Source organism: Flavobacterium jejuense, assembly GCF_006491595.2.
In the GTDB taxonomy this organism is placed as follows: domain Bacteria; phylum Bacteroidota; class Bacteroidia; order Flavobacteriales; family Flavobacteriaceae; genus Flavobacterium; species Flavobacterium jejuense.
Genome location: NZ_VEVQ02000007.1, coordinates 208,208 through 225,591 on the forward strand (window position 1 = coordinate 208,208; position 17,384 = coordinate 225,591).

Here is a 17,384-nt window from a genome sequence, read left to right on the forward strand (position 1 = left end):
TATGAAGTTTTTAGCAACACTTTTAATCACGATTATAATAACCTCTTTTTCAATCGAAGAGAAAGAAGTGTATTTATGTGGTCCAAAAGGAGCTAAAAAATACCACTACAGCAAATCATGTAGAGGTTTGTCTAACTGTAAACATGAAATTACCAAAAAGAAACTTTCTGAAGCACAAGATTTAGGACTTGGTCTTTGCGGCTGGGAAGATTAATTACAACTAATAATGTTTTATAAACAACCTCTTTTTTTAATAGTACTACTTTTTTTAAACTTATCCAGTTTTGCACAAATCAAAGTTTGCTCTTGGAATATTGAAAACTTAGGAGCTTCCAAAACCGACCAAGACATTGCTTACATGGCAAAAACTTTAAAAGACTTTGATATAGTAGCCTTACAAGAAGTGGTGGTGAGTGCAGCAGGAGCACAAGCGGTAGCAAAATTAGTAGACGAACTCAACAGAAAAGGAGCACAGTGGGATTATGTGATAAGCGACCCAACCTCAGGAAGTGCTTATAAAGCCGAACGCTATGCCTTTTTATGGAAACCTAGTAAAGTTAAAATAATTGGAGAAACTTTCTTGGAACCTACTTATGTGGAAGAGATAGAACGAGAACCTTATTTAGCTACTTTTAAATATGGAGCAAAAGAATTCACGTTAGTAAATTTTCATGCTAAAACCAAAAAACTCCAACCCGAAACTGAGATTAAGTATTTTAAATTTTTTCCGGCTTTATATCCGGATAAAAATTTAGTTTTTATAGGCGATTTCAATTGTCCGCAATCGCATACTGTTTTTTTTCCTTTGCGAAAAATGGGCTATCAATCGGTTTTTGTCAATCAAAAAACATCTTTACGACAAAAATGTAGCAATGAAGATTGTCTAGCTTCCGAATTTGATAACATTTTTTATAATTCCAAAACGATTGCGATAACCCATTTAGGTATTATTCCTTTTTATAAAGATTTTGAAGATCTTCACGAAGCTAGAGCTATTTCAGATCATGTGCCTATTTGGTTTGTTTTTACTTTGTTGTAAAGGAAAAAAATCGATCACCATTATTTTAAAATGACTTCTATTTACAAATCTAATGGTAAGTCTCTCATTCCATTATTTTTTAAAAGTTGTGTCATTTTTTTTGTGTCAATTTTTTTCTAAAAAATTATTTTGACACAAGTTTTTGATAGTTGATTGTACTGACACTCAATCAATAATAAAATGTATTATGGAAAAAGATAAAACGATACGATCACCCTTATTACTATCACAAGAAGAAATAGCCATGTAGTTTGCTTTTGGAGCTTGTTTGAGGATTTGGATTGGGGAAGTTATTTTCCTTAAGCTTCGTCTTATTTACTTGGCGTGTTAGTTTTGGAACTTGGTTTGTAGCTATTTTTAGTTTTGGGTATTTTTCTTAAAGAAGATTTATTTTTTTGACAAATTGCTTTAGGCTAATCAATTCTTACTAGTTTCCCACTCCATTCATTTCGGTTGATGGATGAGGTAAAATAAATTTCATTTTTATAAATCCGATTTACTTTCACATGCATTTGGTCGTCAACTCTATAAAAAGGTTTTGGAATTGTAGTTTTTACGCAAGTGGCAACAAATTCGCAATCGTTAATCCAAAATAATTTGGAGTGAATTACATATTTACCGTTTTCGTGATATTCGGTATGGTTGTTTTCATTTATGGTCACTTTTATTTTTTCATTGTTATAAAAATAGATAAAAGTGCCGTTATGAAGTAAGTCACAATTAGTATTATCTATTTGTGTAAAAGTGATTAATGGCAAGACGCAGATTAGTAACAGGAAAATAATTTTTACTTTGTTCATAATACTATCGTTTCAAAAGGGTTACTCTTTAGAACTTAATTTGATAATAGCATTGTCAAAAGTTACTTATTTAAAAATAGATAAAAATGTGTTTTGGCTTAAAATGATATTTTTTATGATTTTTTTATGATTTTTTGGAATGAATAACTGTCGTTTTTTCTATAATCTTTCTAATTGTTCCAAAACACTTTTTTTATAACTTCTGCTGATAGGTAGTGATTTTTTATTGATCTCTATATATTCATTGGTAAACGATTCAATTTTAGCAATTGCTATTAAGAAGGAACGATGAATACGAATAAATTTTTTCTTGGGAAGTTTAGCTTCAATGTTAGAAATGGTTTCTCGTGTTATAATTGTTTTTTGTGATGTGATAATTTTAATATAATCACTTAAACTTTCAATATGAAGGATTTCTTCAAAATCAATTTTAACCATCTTACGATCTGATTTTACGAAGATGAAATCACTTTCCTCGAGTATACTTTCAGAGGAATGAGATATTTCAACTGGAATGTTTTCTCCAAGATATTTATTGACTGCTTGTAAAAAACGGTCAAAAGAGATGGGTTTTAGGAGATAATCTACTGCTTGTAAATCAAATCCTTCTATGGCATATTCGCGATAAGCGGTTGTAAAAATTACTTTTATATTTTTATTAATCGATTTTGCAAAAGACAAACCGTTAATGTCTGGCATATTAATATCGAGAAAAATTAAATCAATCTTTTGATTGTTTATAATACTAAAAGCTTCTAATGCATTTTTACAACTTCCAGAAAGTTGAATAGATGCTATTTTTGCTACATGCGATTCTAAGATTTCTCTTGCAGTTATTTCATCATCAATAATTAAACAGTGGTGTTTTTCAGTCATCTTTTTTCAGTTTAATTTCTAATTCAATTTTAAATTGCTCTTCAACTGTTGTAATGTTAAAGCTATGGGCTTCTGGGTATAATAATTGCAATCTTTTTTTAATGTTTTCCAGTCCAATTCCATTTGTCATAGCCTCATTTTTGTCAATAAAACTATTACTACAATTAAATAGTAGCCTATCATTGGTAAACTTCAATTGGATATCAATACTTAAATAATCATTTATAATGTTACCGTGTTTAAAAGCATTTTCGATAAAAGGTAGAAAAAGCATAGGAGGAATTTGAAGGCTTTCATTTTCTATTTGAGAGTCAAAATTCACTTTAAGTCGGTCTTGAAATCTTATTTTCTCTAAGTCAATATATTCTTTTATATGCGCTACTTCTTCAGAAATGGCTACTTTTGGTTTTTGTACCTGATATAAAATATAATCGAGCAGATTAGAAAGTTTCAAGATAATTTCAGGAGTATATTCTGATTTTTTTAAAGAAAAACCATAAATAGTATTCAAAGTGTTGAATAAAAAATGGGGATGAATCTGTTTTTTTAGGTAATTTAGTTCTTGCTCTTTGATTTGTAGATTGGTTTCTAATATTTTGTTTTCCAGTTCTTTAAATTGAGATTGTACATTGAAATTATGGTTTAGCATTGTTAAAAAGCTAATAAGGCCTACAATTAAATACACTAGAATTAGAATAAAAATAAAATTTCTACCCATAGGAGGTACTTTACTTATGTCTAAATTAGTGATAAAAATGAAACTTCCATATATAGCTAAAACAATCAAATAGATAGACATAGCCAATACATAAAAGCCATACAAAAGCAATTTTAAATACTTTTTGGTTAATAAATATCTAGGTATTAAAATATAGATGGTTAAATAGGTTGTTATCAGAGTAATGGGTAAAAGGAGGCTGGAAAACCAAGTAATATAGACTGTGTCAGTAGAATTATAGCTAAAAAAATAGACATAAAAAAACCAAACACTTATCCAAAAGAGTAAGTGAAGTAAAAAAGATTTAGAAGTTTGAAGTATATTTGGAAACATACTAGCAAGATAAATAAATTATTAAAGAGTAGTCCTTTTTAGCGGTGGATTACGTGTTTTTGTCTTGATTTGGTAAAAAAGAGATTAAAAAGAATCGATTTGATTTATGATTTGGTTAAATAGGACGCTAAAGGGTAGATTCGTCGCAAATATAAAATAAGAGAGCATTAGTGAAATACTTTTGAGGTATTACTAATCTTAAAAAATAAAAATTATGATTTTAGACAGAATTTACGAAGGAGGACCTTTTTTCATGGTACCAATTGTCTTTTTATTAATAACGATATTGTTGTTGACTATTTTTGGAATTGTAAAAAAGGACAATAATAAGAAAATGATTAGCTTGATAAGTTCGCTAAGTCTTTTTGTTTTAGTTTGGGGGTTTTTGGGTCAAGCCATTGGGTTAATAGGAGCATTTGACGCTATTCAATCCTTAGGAAATATTACTACCGATATTTTAGCTGGTGGTTTAAAAATAACCTTTTTACCAGTCGTTTTTGGAATGTTTACTTTCTTAATAGGGAGAGTAGGCATAATCATACTTACCTTATTAGATAAGAAATAAACTATAGTATAAAATAAAAATAGAAGCATTACACATCCTAATTATCTTGTGATAGGATGTGTTTTTGTTTTAACAGTTTCTATTTGTTTTAAATTCTCTATATTCGTTCTTCCCAAATTTAGAAAAGAATTGCATTACATTTTATTTTTTTTAGGAATTCTCTTTTTAGGTTTCTTTGCCTATAATGTGGCTATTGAACCAGCATATGCTTTTCTCTTTAGAAAACCTATATACGTGCATTTTTATCCTTTTCCAAAGAAATTAAAACTAGGCCAAGTACAGCTATTGCATAATCAATTTGAATTTTACAAGCGATTGACCTCTGCTCAGAAAAGTTATTTTGAACATAGAGTGGCTGTTTTTATAAAGAAGTATCCTTTTATAGGAAAAGAAGGTCTTGTGGTTACTGATGAAATGAAAGTTTTAATAGCTGCAACAGCAGTAATGCTTACTTTTGGGATGCGAAATTATTTGTTTACTGTGATTAATAAGGTAGTTATTTATCCGGATGTCTATTATTCTAGAATTAATGATAACTATCATAAAGGAGAATTTAATCCTAGAATGAAAGCTATCGTTTTTTCTTGGAAGCACTTTTTAGAAGGCTATCAGATAAGTAATGATAATTTGAATTTAGGTTTGCACGAGTTTGGTCATGTATTGCATTATCAAGGATTAAAAAATACAGATACTTCTGCCACTATTTTTTCAATCACTTATGAAGAAATAATGAAAGAGGTTAATTATCCAGCAAATTATTCCAAATTAACACAATCAAATTACTTTAGAAATTATGCTTATACCAATGAGTTTGAATTTATCGCAGTAATCTTGGAACACTTTTTTGAAACTCCAAATCAATTTAAAACAGAATTTCCCCATCTTTTTGAAAAAGTAAAAGTGATGATTAATTTTACAGATAATAGCTAATATAAGTAAAAAATACTTAATAATCAATGATTTAAGATTGTGTTGTTTGTTTAAATATCACTAAATTTATGGTATCTAAATGAAAAGTCATGAAACAGAAAGTTCCCATTTCAACTATTATGACAAAAGATGTTGTTAAGTTGAATCTCTCAGACAATCTCACAAAAGCAGAAGCTTTATTTAAAAGACATCACATAAGGCATATTCCTGTTGTTACTGGAAATAAAATCATTGGAATGTTAAGTTATACAGATCTATTGCGTATTTCTTTCGCAGATGCTGTGGATGATGATGAAGATAATATTGATACAACAGTTTACAATATGTTTACTGTTGAGCAAGTAATGGCTAAAAATTTAGAAACGATTACACCAGAAACAACTATAAAAGTAGCAGCAGAAATATTAGCAACAAGAGAGTTTCATGCTTTGCCAGTCTGTGAAGGAAACTTATTAGTTGGAATAGTTACCACTACAGATTTAATTAAATATTTAATCGATCAATACTAATAAAAGAGACTGTATAAAAATCCTTAATTTATGTCAATCTGAAATTATTTCAGGGTCTAAAACAAGTTCAGATTGACAAAAAAATAAATTTTGTAAGCTGTTTTTATTTTGTAAGCTGTTTTATATCAGAAATAGTTGCTATTGGGTCTTGAGCTCCAAAAACATAACTTCCAGCGACTAAAACATCTGCACCTGCATCAACAAGTTGTTTTGCATTTTTATTAGTTACACCTCCATCAATTTCAATTAGGGTGGAAGCATTATTTCTTGTAATGATTTCTTTTAATTGTTTGATTTTTTTGTAAGTATTTTCAATGAAAGATTGGCCACCAAATCCTGGGTTTACACTCATAAGACACACTAAGTCAATGTCTTTAATAGTGTCTTCTAGTAGGGAAACATTTGTATGTGGGTTTATAGCAACACCAGCTTTCATACCTTCAGCTTTAATGGCTTGAAGTGAACGATGTAAATGGGTACAAGCTTCATAGTGTACTGTAAGAACATCTGCACCTAGTTTTTTAAAAGTTGAGATGTAGCGATCAGGATCAACAATCATTAAGTGAACATCAATTGTTTTTTGAGCATGTTTTGAAATCGCTTGTAGAACTGGCATTCCGAAAGAAATATTAGGAACAAAAACACCATCCATAATATCAATATGAAACCAATCGGCTTCACTATTGTTAATCATTTCTATGTCTCGTTGTAAATTAGCAAAATCTGCAGCTAAAACAGAAGGTGCAATAAGAGTGTTTTTCATTATGATTTAATTTGATTCAGTGTTCTTTGCAGAATGTCTGAAATTTAGTTATGTTGTTTGTGCAAAGATAGTTTTAAAAAAACAAAATTTAAAATTGAAATTTAGACGAATTGAAATTTAAAAATAACTTCATGCTTCACTATTTAATGAAAATATAAAAGCTTTTTTACAATGAAGTAAAAAAGCTTTTAAAAAAGATATTTGAGTTACTAAAAATTAATCAAGTTTTGATAAATCAATTTTTTTTAAGTATGATTTTAATTCTTCTAAAGATATTTTAGCTCCGTTTATTCCTATTTGGAAACGGTCGTTGTAAAGAAAGGTAATAGAAGAATTTAATGATTCAGGGTTTGTGTCATCTTCAGTTAAACATCTAACACCATTAATTACTTCTACTTTTTTTGTTTTGGTATCGTCTATAGATTCTCTATTCATTGATAATGCCATTACAGTAAGGGCTAAGATGCTACTTCCAGTTTCACCAGCACCATCAAAAACGCTTAATTTGATGTTTTTTTCTGAATCATCACCATATGTTGCCTCAGCAGAAGTTAAGCCCATCATAGAAGTGTCTCCTGCGCTAAAATGGGTTCTTTTTAAATCGCCTAAACTTTCTGTAAGCACATTTTTTAAAATTTCATTTGAAACAGGTTTCATTGTTTTCAGTTCTTCTTGTTTTTTTTCAAAGTCTTCTAAAGCATCACCAGCTTTACTAAGATTGTTAATGCCTTCTACAGCATCCATTAATCCTGGTTCGTCTTTTTCTGCTTCATTTTTTTTACAGGCTAAAATTGTTAGCATGCAAAGTAGTACAATAATTTTCTTCATTTTTAGTGTATATATTTTATGTAAAAATAACATGAGAATTTAATTTTACCATAAAAAAATGATGAGAATTATTTTTCTTCGATTTATGGCAAAATAAAACCACGGTAATCAGCCGTGGTTTCAATCATCAATCAAAAAACGAACAGTTATTGAAACTGTTGTTATTGTGAAATTCCAATCTAAAATTTTCTAGATTGAAATTTTAAACTTACCCTAAGTAAGTTTTTAATATTTTACTTCTAGAAGTATGTTTTAATCTTCTAATAGCTTTTTCTTTAATTTGACGTACACGCTCACGAGTTAAGTCGAAAGTTTCTCCAATTTCTTCTAAAGTCATTGGATGTTGATCTCCTAAGCCAAAATACAAACGGACTACATCAGCCTCTCTAGGTGTTAATGTTTCTAGAGCTCTTTCAATTTCAGTTTGTAAGGATTCATGAATTAATTCTCTATCAGGATTTGGAGATTCACCAGAACGTAAAACGTCATATAAGTTAGAATCTTCACCTTCAACAAGAGGAGCATCCATAGATAAATGACGACCCGAGTTTTTCATAGACTCTTTTACATCATTAACCGTCATGTCTAGTTCTTTAGCAATTTCTTCAGCAGATGGTGCGCGCTCACTAGATTGTTCTAATAACGCATACATTTTGTTGATCTTATTGATAGAACCAATTTTATTTAAAGGCAAACGTACGATACGAGATTGTTCTGCTAAAGCTTGAAGAATCGATTGACGAATCCACCAAACCGCATAGGAAATAAATTTGAAACCACGTGTTTCATCAAAACGTTGAGCTGCTTTAATTAAACCAAGATTTCCTTCATTAATTAAATCAGGTAAGGTTAAACCTTGATTTTGATATTGTTTGGCAACCGATACTACGAAACGTAAATTAGCTTTTGTTAATTTTTCAAGTGCACGTTGGTCACCTGCTTTAATACGTTGTGCTAATTCTACTTCTTCGTCAGCAGTAATAAGGTCAACTTTTCCAATTTCTTGTAGGTATTTGTCTAGGGAAGCAGTCTCACGATTGGTTACCTGCTTGGTGATTTTGAGTTGTCTCATTTATATAATTCCTCTTAATTTTAAGTGTTACAGTTGTTATACGTAAGAGGTTACCAAAAAGTTACAAAAAGTTTAAAAAAATTATTCAATAATATAATTTTCTACTTTGTTCTTATAGAAATCAATCTTTTGATACATCTTGTTAAAGAAAATTTTTTGATCTTTTCTGCCTGCTTTTGAGATAGACATAGAGTTTTTTAATTGATTAATTATAAATTCTTTTTCTTCTTTGCAAATAATAGAATCTGAACTTACATAATAACTTAGCATATTGTGAGGAATAAAAAAGGATGCGCTTTTTTCATTGGTAAACAAAACAGTATTGTTTAAAACTAGTAATTCATTATAAAACAGTTCGAAACTAGAATTGTCATTGTGTATCTCTTTTTCAATTTTTGAAATAATGTTTTTTATATCGGCTATAATTAAAATGGCATTGTTGTAATTTAATAGACCTGCTTCGAAAAAATAATACATTTGTTGTAAGGAGCTGTTTATAGTAGTGTCATTCCAAATTTCTGTCCGATTTATATTTTCAAATATGGCTACCAAATTAGATGATTCTTGTAGCATAGATTCTTCAATAACAAAATTTTCAAAACTTAAATTTTGATCCGATGTTAAGATGTTCAACCAAACATAGATTTTAAATTTAGATAATAGACTTCCACCAATAGTATAATGTAATGGAATGTCTTTTGCTGAGTAATACACATAAGAATTATTCCCTTTATATTGATTTAAAAGTAAAGCAGATTTTTCAAGATACTGTTTAAAGTCTGCAATAGATTTTATGGTTTTTGTTTTATCTAGTACATATTTACTTTCATTTCTAAATAAAGTATCCATCGAAATATTAAAATGATTACAAAGCAGGATGGTTTCGTCTATAGAAAATTTGCTTTTTAAAGATATTCTTCGGTGTGAAGCATCGTAACTTATTCCTAATACTTTGGCTACTTCATCTAATAGGGAAGTGTTTTTGACTTTTTTTTGTATGGTTTTTAAGAGTAGTTCTTGATTTTTCATTTTGTGATTTTCGCAAATGCAAATGTAAGGAATATTATTTAGCGCAATTTTTTTTGTGATTTATAAAATAGTTTTGGATCATAAATTTCAATATTATGAAGAAAATAATAAATAGGGAGTTAGTATCATTTACAGAGAATGATATTAAGAAGTACTCAAGAATGGTAAATGAGTATTTTAAAAGGAAATGGCGATTTGTTTTTGTGTTTTTACTAGTATCATGTAGTGTACAGAATGAAATTAATAAAGATGATTTTAAAAGTATTTCTAATAATTTTTCTGCTAGTTTTTATGATAAACTAGATACAATTGGTAATTATGATAATAGAATTATAACTAGAAGTTTGTTGAAAGAATTAATAGATATAGATACGATAAATTATTCTAAACCAATTAAAATTGAAATTAAAAAAGAGACATTGTTTTTAAAATTTGAAGACAGTAATAAAAAACAATATGTGTTAAAATTTTTAGGAGAAAAACATAAAAAGAGATTTGTTTTTTATACCAATTATAAAACGATTTCCTTTCCCTTAGTTCTAATGAGTAAGGAAATGAAAAGGTACAGTATTTACTTGACTAGTACAGATGAAATCATTTTTGCAAATAAAAATGAAAATACAGGAATGCTTTTGTTTTTTGGAGCAGGTAATTCATCAGGATTTGAGTATCAATTTAAACTTTTAAGAGATGAATAAAATACTGTTTTTTGTTTTGTTTGCATTACAGGTTACTGCGCAGGACACTATCACATTTCCTAAGATAGATTTATATAAAAGAAATATTGTAGAGATTAGTTATGGAATTCCATTAGGAGAATTAGCTAATAAATATGGAAATTCAATAAATACAGGGATATATTTTAGAACAAAAATAGCTAAGCATCAATTTATTGATTTTGGTGCTGAATTGAGTGGTATAATTAATGGAAAAAATGTTGAATATGAAGTAAATGGAGAAAAAGTAACTTTGGATGGAAGTAAGTCTTCTTTTTTATTAGGTTTTAGATATACTAGATTCTTATATAGATCTAAGAATGATGATTTTCATGTAGAGTCAAATTCTGGAATTGGATGGAATTATTTGCATTATAGTAAGCCAGATGAGGAAAGGTTTGAAGAATTAGATTTTAAACCTTCCCTCCATACTTTTGTATTATCACAGGGTATAAAAGTTGTTTTTTATGGATTTGGGTTGCATTGTAATTATCATTATTCTCCATTCAATCTTTTTAATTCTAAAGTTGAAAGAGAATTTGGTTCTTCTTCAATTAATATTGGAGTATCTGGAAGTTGGAATTTTTAATAAAAAAATCCTGTTTCACTTAAGAAACAGGATTTTTTTTATAGGAATAAAATAATTGAATTAACCTTGTGGGTTGTCTTTCTTTTCTATTTTTTTCTCTTCTCTTGGAGGTCTAGGAACTAGTGCTTTTTTAGACACTTTTTCTTTACGTGTTTTGGGATCAATACCTAAATATTTTACCATAAATACGTCACCCATTTTCACTACATCTGCAACGTTCTCTGTTCTTTCCCAAGCTAATTCAGATACGTGTAATAAAACTTCGTTTCCTGGTGCTTGTGTGTATTCTACAACTGCTCCAAAATCTAACATTTTAATTACTTTTACCTCATAAGCTTCTCCCATTTCTGGTTTGAAGATAATTGAGTCAATTTTTGCTAATACAGCTGCTATTCCTGCTGGATCAGTTCCTAAAATTTCAACAACACCTTGCTCGTCAACTTCATTGATAACAATAGTTGTTCCAGTAGCTTTTTGTAACTCTTGAATTACTTTTCCACCAGGACCAATTAAAGCTCCAATGTAAGCTCCAGGAATTGTTCTTGTAATAATTTTTGGTGCTTTTGGTTTTACATCTTCTCTTGGTTGTGCAATAGTTTCGGTTAATTTGCCTAAAATATGTAAACGACCGTCTCTAGCTTGAGCTAATGCTTGTTCCATAATATCATAACGTAAACCGTCGATTTTGATATCCATTTGACAAGCTGTAATTCCGTCTGCTGTCCCTGTTACTTTAAAATCCATATCACCTAGGTGATCTTCGTCTCCTAAAATATCAGATAAAACTGCAAATTTAGAACCGTCAGTGATTAATCCCATAGCAATACCAGAAACTGGTTTCGTCATTTGAATTCCAGCATCCATTAATGCCATTGTTCCAGCACAAACTGTTGCCATTGAAGAAGAACCGTTAGATTCTAATACTTCAGAAACGATACGAATGGTGTAAGGACAATCTGCAGGAATCATGTTTTTTAAAGCACGTTGTGCTAAATTACCATGACCTACTTCTCTACGAGAAGTTCCTCTTAATGGTCTAGCTTCTCCAGTTGAGAAAGGAGGGAAGTTGTAATGTAAATAAAATTTTTCTTCTCCTTGCTCTGATGGTGAATCGATAACATTGGCTTCTCTAGAAGTACCTAAAGTTACTGTTGCTAAAGCTTGTGTTTCACCACGTGTAAATAAAGAAGAGCCGTGAACAGAAGGTAAATAATCGGTTTCACACCAAATTGGTCTAATTTCTGTTGTTTTTCTTCCGTCTAAACGTGTTCCTTTTTCAAGGATTACATTACGAACTGCTTCTTTTTGAGTTTTGTAGATGTATTTACCAATTAATTCAGATAAATCTGCATTTTCAGCATGATCTTCTTCTGTAAATAAAGCTTTAATTTCTTCTTTAATTTCTGCAAATTTTTCTCCTCTTTCACTTTTTGCAGAAGCTTCTTGAGCGATAGCATAATACTTGTCATAAGAAGCAGCTTTGATTTTAGCATATATTGCCTCATCCTCTGGTTCTCCTTCATATTCTCTATACGCTGGAGTTCCAACGGCTTCTCTTAAGCGTTGTTGTGCTTGAACCTGTACTTTGATAGCTTCGTGTGCAAATTTGATAGCTTCTACCATTTCGGCTTCTGAAATTTCATGCATTTCTCCTTCAACCATTGCTACAGAATCCATAGAAGCACCAATCATCATATCTAAATCTGATAAGCCTAATTGTTCTCTACTTGGATTGATTACAAATTTTCCGTCAATACGTGCTACACGTACTTCAGATATTAAGTTGTAAAAAGGGATATCAGAAACAGCTAAAGCTGCTGACGCTGCTAATCCTGCTAAAGCATCAGGCATAATATTCTCATCATGACTCATTAATTGAATCATAACTTGAGTTTCTGCATGATAGTCATCTGGGAAAAGTGGACGTAAAACACGGTCTACTAATCTCATTGTTAATACTTCACTGTCACTTGGACGTGCTTCTCTTTTGAAAAATCCTCCAGGGAATCGTCCTGCTGCAGCAAATTTTTCACGATAATCTACCGTTAAAGGTAAAAAATCTACCCCTGGATTAGCAGTCCTAGCAGAAACAGCAGTAGCTAATAACATAGCGTCTCCCATTCTTACTACGACTGATCCGTCGGCTTGTTTGGCTAATTTTCCTGTCTCGATAGTGATTGATCTTCCATCACCTAAATCGATAACTTCTTGGAATACTTTTGGAATCATAAAATGTAATTCTTAATTAAACAAAGGGTTTTAGTTGTGTTGTTGTTGTGTGTAGTTGTTTGAAACCCAATGAAAAACCAAACTTTTTCTTTAAAATATATAAAAACAAAAAGGGGCACAAAGCCCCTTAGTTGATTATTTTCTAATTCCTAATTCTTTAATAATCTCACGATATCTATTGATATCTTTTTTCTTTAAGTAGTCAAGAAGACTTCTTCTCTTACCTACTAATTTTACTAATGAACGCTCAGTATTATAATCGTGACGATTTTGTTTTAAGTGCCCAGTTAAGTGGTTGATTCTAAATGTGAACAAAGCGATTTGTCCTTCTGCAGATCCTGTGTTTTCTGCTTTTCCTCCGTGTTTAGCGAAGATTTCTGCTTTAACTTCATTAGTTAAGTACATGCTAATATTATTTTAAATGATTATTATGTATGAAATGGTGATGTTCCAATTCGGGTGCAAATATAGAAATATATAATTAGTTATTGCTATGTTTTCTTATTTATTTTTCAATAGCCCAGATAGTAGTGGCATCCTTTTATTGCAAGTTGTTTTATTGCTTTCTTAATGGCTAAGTCGCTCTTGCAGTGAAAGATAGAACGGATAGCTGGAAATAGCTCCAAAAAATTAATATAAGGTAGCTACTTGTTCGTTTACAAATTCTAAAAAGCGTTCGTCTTCTACTGTAAAAGGGTCGATAACATGAGAATCGATATCAATTTGACCAATATTTTTTCCGTTTACAAATAAAGGAACAACAATTTCTGATTTTACTGTGAAACTACAAGCGATATAGTTGTCTTGGGCAGCAACATCTGGTACTACAAAGTTTGCATTAGATTCTGCTACTTGTCCGCAAATTCCTTTTCCAAAAGGGATTACTGTATGGTCTGTTTCCGCTCCTACATAAGGTCCTAAATGTAATGTTTTGGTTTCATGATTAGCAAAATAGAATCCTACCCAATTGTAATAGGAGATATTGTCTTGTAATAATTGACAAATATGTTGTAACTTTTCATCGCGAGTTGTATTTGTGTCAGCGATTATTTTCGTTACTTCGGATTTTAAAGTTTCAAAAGCCATTTTTTTAAATTGTTTTTGCAAAAGTATTTATTCTTTCCTATCAAAAATTATATATTTTTGTTAAAAATTACTAGTTTGAACTCTATTTTTGTTACATATAAACCTTTTTTGACTTTCTTAGCTAAGTTTCTGCTTTTTTATGTAGTTTTTGCATTTATATATGAAGGATATTTAAAGCAATTTGATTTTTCAAAAAATGAAGTTGATGGTATTTCTGTTAGTGTTGCTAATCAGACTAAGTTTCTTTTGAATTTTTTTGAGTATGATGTTGCTATTGTGAAAAATGAAGCTAGTCCTTCTTTAAAAATTTTATACAAAGGGAAGTATGTTTCTAAAATAATTGAAGGTTGTAATGCGATTAGTGTTATTATTTTATTTGCTGCGTTTATATTTGCTTTTTCTGCAAAAATAAAGGAAACGATACTTTATATTTTTATTGGAACAATTGTAATTCATGTTTTGAATGTGGTTCGTATAGCTTTGCTCACATATATGCTATATTTCTATCCTGAATATCAAGAAGTTTTGCATGGAACTGTTTTTCCACTCTTTATTTATGGTGTTGTTTTTTTATTATGGGTTTTATGGGTAACTAAATTCTCTGGCTATGATAAAAAAAATACTTAGGAATAAAGGAAGGTTTTTCTTGATTGTTGTTTCTTTGCTTTTTTTAGTATTAGTTAGAACATTTGAGAGCCAACTTTTCTACGATCCTTTTTTAGCTTTTTTTAAATCGAACTATCAAAATCAGACACTACCTGAATATGATACTCTCAAGCTTTTTTTAGGTGTTTTATCACGATATTTTTTAAATACTTTTTTTTCATTAGTATTAATTTATCTTATTTTTAAAGAAAGAAAGATGCTTCTTTTTTCAGTTTGGTTATACCTGATTCTTTTTGGTTTTCTAATTGTTACTTTTTTTAGTATTCTTATCTTAATTGAAAGTCCTAATTATTTAGTTCTTTTTTATGTAAGACGTTTTTTAATTCAACCTCTGTTTTTAGTGTTATTTGTACCAGCATTTTATTATCAAAAAATGATGAAATAATTCACTATCTTAGTACAACAATTTTTGTACTATGAAGGTTAGAAAATATTCTGGGGACATTGTTGATTTTGACGAATCGAAATTAATTAAATCTTTAATTAACTCTGGAGCAACTAATGAAAATGCAAAACAAATCCTCTTAGATGTTCAACCTCAATTGTATGATGGGATTCCAACAAAGAAAATTTACAAATTGGCTTTTCAGAAGTTGAAGCGGTTTTCTAATGTGCATGCTGCTAGATTTAGTTTGAAAAATGGTATTATGGCTCTTGGCCCAGCAGGTTTTTATTTTGAAAAATTTATAGCAAGAATTTTCGAATTACAAGGCTACCAAACTACAACCAATGTTTTTTTAGAAGGAAATTGCATTTCACATGAATTGGATGTTGTTATTAAAAAGGACAATCACCTAGCAATTATAGAATGTAAATTTCATGGAAGTCAGGAAAACAAAACGGATGTTAAAATCCCAATGTATATTTTATCCCGATTTAATGATTTGAATAAAAAAACATATGCTGTATTTGAAAAAGAAGAACGTATTTCTAAATGTTGGCTTATTACAAATAGTAAATTTACTAGTGAAGCCGTAAAGTTTGCAGAGTGTTCTGGTTTGCAGTTACTCAGTTGGGATTATCCAATTGGAGCTAGTTTAAAAGATTTAGTAAATCAATTTACTATTTATCCTATTACTTGTTTAACTACCTTGACCATTGCAGAAAAAGAAATTTTATTGCTTCAAGGTATTCTTACCGTATATGATTTAGTACATCATGAAAGGAAATTTGATAAACTAAAATTAAGTGAAACTAGAATGAAAAACGTTTTAAAAGAAAGTAATCAATTGTTAAATAAATGAAAATACATTTTTTAGGAGGAGCAGGAACAGTTACAGGTTCTAAAACGTTAATTGAAGCAAATGGTATTTCAATTTTAATTGATTGTGGTTTGTTTCAAGGTTTAAAAGAGCTTAGGGTATTAAATAGATTACCATTGGCTTATAATCCAAAAGATATAGATGTTGTGCTATTAACACATGGTCATTTAGATCACTGTGGTTGGTTGCCTAAATTAGTAAGTGACGGTTTTTTAGGTAAAATATTTTGTACTGCACCTACAAAAGAAATCGCAAAATTAATTTTATTGGATAGTGCTAAAATACAAGAAGAGGAAGCTGAAAAGGCTAATAAAGAGCATTATTCCAAACATGATCCAGCTTTGCCATTATATACTGTTGAAGAAGCTCAACAAGTATTTCCATTATTTAGAATAGTAGATAAAGATATTGATGTGGTTTTAGGAGAGGATTGTTTTTTTTCTTTTTTTTATGCTTCACATATTCTAGGAGCGTGTTCAATTTCATTACAAATTGAAAATAAAACATTAGTTTTTTCAGGAGATGTAGGTCAAGATGATGATGTCTTATTATCTCCACCGGTAAAACCTCAAAAAGCCGATTATATATTTTTAGAAAGTACTTACGGCAATAGGGTTCACCCCAAAAGTAATCCTTTGTTTGATTTGGAATTAATCATTAATAACACATACAATAAAGGAGGGAATTTAGTTATTCCAAGCTTTGCAGTGGAACGAGTTCAAACCATTATGTATTTGATTTGGCAATTAAAAAAACAAGGCAAAATTCCTGAGATGCAATATATTATTGATACACCAATGGGAATCAATGTATTACAATTATTTTTAGAAAACAGAAAATGGCATAAATTGAATTTTGAAGAATGTACAGAAATGTGCGAAGTATTTACTTTGATTACTGATTATAAAGATACTATTGAAGCTATTTATGATCCTCGACCTAAAGTGGTTATTGCAGCAAGCGGTATGATTACAGGAGGAAGGGTTTTGTCTTATTTAGAACGCTATATTATTAAACCAGAGAACACAGTAGCATTAGTGGGATATCAAGCGGAAGGAACTCGTGGCAGAAAATTATTGGAAGGAGATAAGACGATTAAAATGTATGGCAAAATTTATCCTGTGAAAGCTACCATTTTATTGGTTGAAGGTTTGTCGGCTCATGGAGACCAAAATGATTTGCTAGATTGGTTGTCAGAATTAGAAAGTAAACCAGAAAAAATAGTACTAGTTCATGGAGAAAGTGAAGCTTCTCAAGGTTTAAGTACAAAAATTCAAGAAGATTTAAAAATAACCTGTTTTATTCCTGAAAGAGGGCAAATGCTTGAAATTTAGATAAAATTAACTTTGATACATAAAATTATTAGTAACTTTG

Annotated in this window: 21 protein-coding genes; 11 read left to right on the plus strand and 10 right to left on the minus strand. The window is 29.9% G+C overall.

The features are described from left to right. The first annotated feature begins 1 nt into the window (after position 1). Together FIA58_RS12480 and FIA58_RS12485 are read left to right on the plus strand one after the other, a co-directional pair. Positions 2 to 214: a hypothetical protein gene (locus FIA58_RS12480; protein ID WP_140962816.1), complete on the plus strand. Its 213-nt coding sequence runs from the start codon at positions 2 to 4 to the stop codon at positions 212 to 214. Positions 215 to 226: 12 nt separating this feature from the next. Further along, on the plus strand, positions 227 to 1,039 hold the full coding sequence (locus FIA58_RS12485) for an endonuclease/exonuclease/phosphatase family protein (protein WP_140962817.1): 813 nt from the start codon (positions 227 to 229) through the stop codon (positions 1,037 to 1,039). 413 nt (positions 1,040 to 1,452) lie between these two features. On the opposite strand, the gene FIA58_RS12490 is transcribed toward FIA58_RS12485, so the two are convergent. From FIA58_RS12490 to FIA58_RS12500, 3 genes are all read right to left on the minus strand, one after another. Continuing rightward, positions 1,453 to 1,839 carry a hypothetical protein gene (locus FIA58_RS12490; RefSeq protein WP_140962818.1) on the minus strand — a complete coding sequence of 129 codons (387 nt, stop codon included), beginning with the start codon at positions 1,837 to 1,839 and terminating at the stop codon, positions 1,453 to 1,455. 159 nt (positions 1,840 to 1,998) lie between these two features. Continuing rightward, complete coding sequence (locus tag FIA58_RS12495) at positions 1,999 to 2,715, minus strand: LytR/AlgR family response regulator transcription factor (RefSeq protein ID WP_140962819.1); 717 nt, start codon at positions 2,713 to 2,715, stop codon at positions 1,999 to 2,001. Further along, a complete protein-coding gene (locus tag FIA58_RS12500) occupies positions 2,708 to 3,514 on the minus strand; it encodes a sensor histidine kinase (RefSeq protein ID WP_243754673.1) in 807 nt (268 codons plus the stop codon). The genes FIA58_RS12495 and FIA58_RS12500 overlap by 8 nt, the downstream gene beginning before the upstream one ends. Positions 3,515 to 3,980: 466 nt before the next feature. Between FIA58_RS12500 and FIA58_RS12505 the strand changes: the two genes are divergently transcribed. The 3 genes from FIA58_RS12505 to FIA58_RS12515 all read left to right on the plus strand — a co-directional run bounded on the left by FIA58_RS12505 (position 3,981) and on the right by FIA58_RS12515 (position 5,770). Further along, entirely contained in the window at positions 3,981 to 4,331 is a 351-nt protein-coding gene (locus tag FIA58_RS12505; RefSeq protein ID WP_140962821.1) for a MotA/TolQ/ExbB proton channel family protein, read from the plus strand. 129 nt (positions 4,332 to 4,460) lie between these two features. Beyond that, complete coding sequence (locus tag FIA58_RS12510) at positions 4,461 to 5,261, plus strand: zinc-dependent peptidase (RefSeq protein ID WP_165928917.1); 801 nt, start codon at positions 4,461 to 4,463, stop codon at positions 5,259 to 5,261. 89 nt (positions 5,262 to 5,350) lie between these two features. Beyond that, on the plus strand, positions 5,351 to 5,770 hold the full coding sequence (locus FIA58_RS12515; RefSeq protein WP_140962823.1) for a CBS domain-containing protein: 420 nt from the start codon (positions 5,351 to 5,353) through the stop codon (positions 5,768 to 5,770). Between the two features lie 103 nt (positions 5,771 to 5,873). Here FIA58_RS12515 and rpe read toward each other — a convergent pair whose 3' ends face one another. The 4 genes from rpe to FIA58_RS12535 all read right to left on the minus strand — a co-directional run bounded on the left by rpe (position 5,874) and on the right by FIA58_RS12535 (position 9,462). Beyond that, positions 5,874 to 6,533: a ribulose-phosphate 3-epimerase gene (gene rpe / locus FIA58_RS12520; RefSeq protein WP_140962824.1), complete on the minus strand. Its 660-nt coding sequence runs from the start codon at positions 6,531 to 6,533 to the stop codon at positions 5,874 to 5,876. A 216-nt stretch (positions 6,534 to 6,749) separates the two neighbouring features. Further along, positions 6,750 to 7,361 carry a hypothetical protein gene (locus FIA58_RS12525; RefSeq protein ID WP_140962825.1) on the minus strand — a complete coding sequence of 204 codons (612 nt, stop codon included), beginning with the start codon at positions 7,359 to 7,361 and terminating at the stop codon, positions 6,750 to 6,752. Between the two features lie 208 nt (positions 7,362 to 7,569). Continuing rightward, positions 7,570 to 8,433 (minus strand): sigma-70 family RNA polymerase sigma factor, encoded by an 864-nt coding sequence (locus tag FIA58_RS12530; protein WP_045967558.1) that lies wholly within the window; start codon positions 8,431 to 8,433, stop codon positions 7,570 to 7,572. A gap of 81 nt (positions 8,434 to 8,514) precedes the next feature. Continuing rightward, positions 8,515 to 9,462 (minus strand): hypothetical protein, encoded by a 948-nt coding sequence (locus tag FIA58_RS12535; RefSeq protein WP_140962826.1) that lies wholly within the window; start codon positions 9,460 to 9,462, stop codon positions 8,515 to 8,517. 95 nt (positions 9,463 to 9,557) lie between these two features. Here FIA58_RS12535 and FIA58_RS12540 point away from each other — a divergent pair, with 95 nt between their 5' ends. Together FIA58_RS12540 and FIA58_RS12545 are read left to right on the plus strand one after the other, a co-directional pair. After that, on the plus strand, positions 9,558 to 10,160 hold the full coding sequence (locus FIA58_RS12540; RefSeq protein ID WP_140962827.1) for a hypothetical protein: 603 nt from the start codon (positions 9,558 to 9,560) through the stop codon (positions 10,158 to 10,160). Further along, entirely contained in the window at positions 10,153 to 10,767 is a 615-nt protein-coding gene (locus tag FIA58_RS12545) for a hypothetical protein (protein WP_140962828.1), read from the plus strand. Before FIA58_RS12540 ends, FIA58_RS12545 begins: the two co-directional genes overlap by 8 nt. Positions 10,768 to 10,827: 60 nt before the next feature. Here the strand turns inward: FIA58_RS12545 and FIA58_RS12550 are convergent, their stop codons facing one another. The 3 genes from FIA58_RS12550 to FIA58_RS12560 form a co-directional block, all read right to left on the minus strand. Continuing rightward, positions 10,828 to 12,996: a polyribonucleotide nucleotidyltransferase gene (locus FIA58_RS12550; protein ID WP_140962829.1), complete on the minus strand. Its 2,169-nt coding sequence runs from the start codon at positions 12,994 to 12,996 to the stop codon at positions 10,828 to 10,830. 135 nt (positions 12,997 to 13,131) lie between these two features. Beyond that, the gene (rpsO, locus tag FIA58_RS12555; protein ID WP_045967565.1) at positions 13,132 to 13,401 is read right to left on the minus strand and encodes a 30S ribosomal protein S15; all 270 of its coding nucleotides are present in this window, start codon (positions 13,399 to 13,401) and stop codon (positions 13,132 to 13,134) included. A 225-nt stretch (positions 13,402 to 13,626) separates the two neighbouring features. Next, complete coding sequence (locus tag FIA58_RS12560) at positions 13,627 to 14,082, minus strand: GAF domain-containing protein (RefSeq protein ID WP_140962830.1); 456 nt, start codon at positions 14,080 to 14,082, stop codon at positions 13,627 to 13,629. Between the two features lie 75 nt (positions 14,083 to 14,157). Here FIA58_RS12560 and xrtF point away from each other — a divergent pair, with 75 nt between their 5' ends. From xrtF to FIA58_RS12580, 4 genes are read left to right on the plus strand one after another with little or no spacing between them, the layout of a single operon-like run. After that, entirely contained in the window at positions 14,158 to 14,709 is a 552-nt protein-coding gene (gene xrtF / locus FIA58_RS12565; protein ID WP_243754674.1) for an exosortase family protein XrtF, read from the plus strand. Next, positions 14,690 to 15,133 (plus strand): exosortase F system-associated membrane protein, encoded by a 444-nt coding sequence (locus FIA58_RS12570; protein ID WP_140962832.1) that lies wholly within the window; start codon positions 14,690 to 14,692, stop codon positions 15,131 to 15,133. Before xrtF ends, FIA58_RS12570 begins: the two co-directional genes overlap by 20 nt. A gap of 31 nt (positions 15,134 to 15,164) precedes the next feature. Next, positions 15,165 to 15,992 carry a restriction endonuclease gene (locus FIA58_RS12575; protein WP_140962833.1) on the plus strand — a complete coding sequence of 276 codons (828 nt, stop codon included), beginning with the start codon at positions 15,165 to 15,167 and terminating at the stop codon, positions 15,990 to 15,992. Continuing rightward, positions 15,989 to 17,344, plus strand: coding sequence for an MBL fold metallo-hydrolase (locus FIA58_RS12580; RefSeq protein ID WP_140962834.1), 1,356 nt, complete (start codon positions 15,989 to 15,991; stop codon positions 17,342 to 17,344). Before FIA58_RS12575 ends, FIA58_RS12580 begins: the two co-directional genes overlap by 4 nt. Positions 17,345 to 17,384: the final 40 nt, after the last annotated feature.